2 rRNA genes are annotated in these 2947 nt (G+C 56.8%); both read left to right on the top strand.

The features are described from left to right. Positions 1-2657 (top strand): 23S ribosomal RNA (locus ACFP2E_RS07750); the annotation flags it as partial. 172 nt (positions 2658-2829) lie between these two features. Next, a 5S ribosomal RNA gene (rrf, locus tag ACFP2E_RS07745) occupies positions 2830-2946 on the top strand. The last annotated feature ends 1 nt before the right edge of the window (position 2947 follow it).

The following is a 2947-nucleotide window of genomic DNA, read 5'->3' as shown; positions in this document are numbered from 1 at the left end:
TTTCCCAAGTAACACGGAACCCCTGAAATTCCGTGTGAATCTGGCGGGACCACCCGCTAAGCCTAAATACTCCTTGATGACCGATAGCGGACAAGTACCGTGAGGGAAAGGTGAAAAGTACCCCTGGCGGGGAGTGAAATAGTACCTGAAACCATGTGCCTACAATCCGTCGGAGCCTTACGGGGTGACGGCGTGCCTTTTGAAGAATGAGCCTGCGAGTTTGCGTTGTGTTGCGAGGTTAACCCGTGTGGGGAAGCCGTAGCGAAAGCGAGTCCGAACAGGGCGGTCCAGTAGCACGATCAAGACCCGAAGCGAAGTGATCTATCCATGGGCAGGTTGAAGCGCGGGTAAGACCGCGTGGAGGACCGAACCCACTTAGGTTGAAAACTGAGGGGATGACCTGTGGATAGGGGTGAAAGGCCAATCAAACTTCGTGATAGCTGGTTCTCCCCGAAATGCATTTAGGTGCAGCGTTGCGTGTTTCTTGCCGGAGGTAGAGCACTGGATAGCCGATGGGCCCGACCAGGTTACTGACGTTAGCCAAACTCCGAATGCCGGTAAGTGAGAGCGCAGCAGTGAGACTGCGGGGGATAAGCTCCGTAGTCGAGAGGGAAACAGCCCAGACCATCAGCTAAGGCCCCTAAGCGGTGACTAAGTGGAAAAGGATGTGGAGTCGCAGTGACAACCAGGAGGTTGGCTTGGAAGCAGCCACCCTTGAAAGAGTGCGTAATAGCTCACTGGTCAAGTGATTCCGCGCCGACAATGTAGCGGGGCTCAAGTCATCCGCCGAAGCTATGGCATTCACGCGTGTATCCGAGCCTTCGTGGTTCAGGTGCGTGGATGGGTAGGGGAGCGTCGTGTCGCGAGTGAAGTCCCGGGGTGACCCAGGGGTGGATGCGACACGAGTGAGAATGCAGGCATGAGTAGCGAATCACGGGTGAGAAACCCGTGCGCCGAATGATCAAGGGTTCCAGGGTCAAGCTAATCTGCCCTGGGTAAGTCGGGACCTAAGGCGAGGCCGACAGGCGTAGTCGATGGACAACGGGTTGATATTCCCGTACCGGCAAAGTAGCGCCCATGACGAACCCGGTGATGCTAACCACCCGAAGCCGCCCATGACCGATCCCTTCGGGGTGAGGCGGGGTGGTGGAGCGTGGGACCCGAGCTGGTAGTAGTCAAGCGATGGGGTGACGCAGGAAGGCAGTCCAACCACGGCGATGGTTGTCCGTGGCCAAGGATGTAGGGCGAGACGTAGGCAAATCCGCGTCTCATGTGCCTGAGATCTGATGGGGAGCCCAATGGGGTGAAGTGGATGATCCTATGCTGTCGAGAAAAACCTCTAGCGAGCTATGCGCCGCCCGTACCCCAAACCGACTCAGGTGATCAGGTAGAGAATACCAAGGCGATCGAGCGAACCATGGTTAAGGAACTCGGCAAAATGCCCCCGTAACTTCGGGAGAAGGGGGGCCGGATCCGTGAACCACCTTGCGTGGGGAAGCGGTGATGGCCGCAGAGACCAGGCCCAAGCGACTGTTTACTAAAAACACAGGTCCGTGCGAAGTCGTAAGACGATGTATACGGACTGACTCCTGCCCGGTGCTGGAAGGTTAAGAGGACCTGTTAGGCAGCAATGCCGAAGCGGAGAATTTAAGCCCCAGTAAACGGCGGTGGTAACTATAACCATCCTAAGGTAGCGAAATTCCTTGTCGGGTAAGTTCCGACCTGCACGAATGGAGTAACGACTTGGGCGCTGTCTCAACCATGGACTCGGCGAAATTGCACTACGAGTAAAGATGCTCGTTACGCGCGGCAGGACGGAAAGACCCCGGGACCTTTACTATAGTTTGGTATTGGTGTTTGGTTCGGCTTGTGTAGGATAGGTGGGAGACTGTGAAACCTCGACGCCAGTTGGGGTGGAGTCATCGTTGAAATACCACTCTGGTCGTACTAGATGTCTAACCTAGGTCCGTAATCCGGATCAGGGACAGTGCCTGATGGGTAGTTTAACTGGGGCGGTTGCCTCCTAAAGAGTAACGGAGGCGCTCAAAGGTTCCCTCAGCCTGGTTGGCAATCAGGTGTTGAGTGTAAGTGCACAAGGGAGCTTGACTGTGAGACAGACATGTCGAGCAGGGACGAAAGTCGGAACTAGTGATCCGGCGCCAGCATGTGGAAGCGGCGTCGCTCAACGGATAAAAGGTACCCCGGGGATAACAGGCTGATCTTCCCCAAGAGTCCATATCGACGGGATGGTTTGGCACCTCGATGTCGGCTCGTCGCATCCTGGGGCTGGAGCAGGTCCCAAGGGTTGGGCTGTTCGCCCATTAAAGCGGCACGCGAGCTGGGTTTAGAACGTCGTGAGACAGTTCGGTCCCTATCCGCCGCGCGCGCAGGAAACTTGAGAAAGGCTGTCCCTAGTACGAGAGGACCGGGATGGACGAACCTCTGGTGTGCCAGTTGTCCCGCCAGGGGCACGGCTGGTTAGCTACGTTCGGGAGTGATAACCGCTGAATGCATCTAAGCGGGAAGCACGTTTCAAGATGAGGTTTCCCACCCACTTGATGGGGTAAGGCCCCCAGCAGAACACTGGGTTGATAGGCCGGAGGTGTACAGCAGTAATGCCCAGCCGACCGGTACTAATAGGCCGAGGGCTTGTCTTACACACATCAACACCACACACCGCACGCACGCGTCCACTATGCAGTTCCCAGACCAACAAACCCACCACACAACGGGTTCACGGGTCACACGGAGAACTGAACAGAGAAACAACACCCCAAGACCAGGCACCACCCCCACAGCAGATGTGGGTGAGGTGGTGACCACCAGAGTTACGGCGGCCATAGCGAACGGGAAACACCCGGTCCCATCCCGAACCCGGAAGTTAAGCCGTTCAGCGCCGATGGTACTGCAACCGCGAGGTTGTGGGAGAGTAGGACGCCGCCGGACA

It is taken from the genome of Nocardioides sp. GCM10027114, from assembly GCF_042659625.1.
Taxonomy (GTDB): Bacteria; Actinomycetota; Actinomycetes; order Propionibacteriales; family Nocardioidaceae; genus Nocardioides.
The sequence above is the reverse complement of the archived record's forward strand: the minus strand, read 5'-3'. Positions and strand labels throughout refer to the sequence as shown.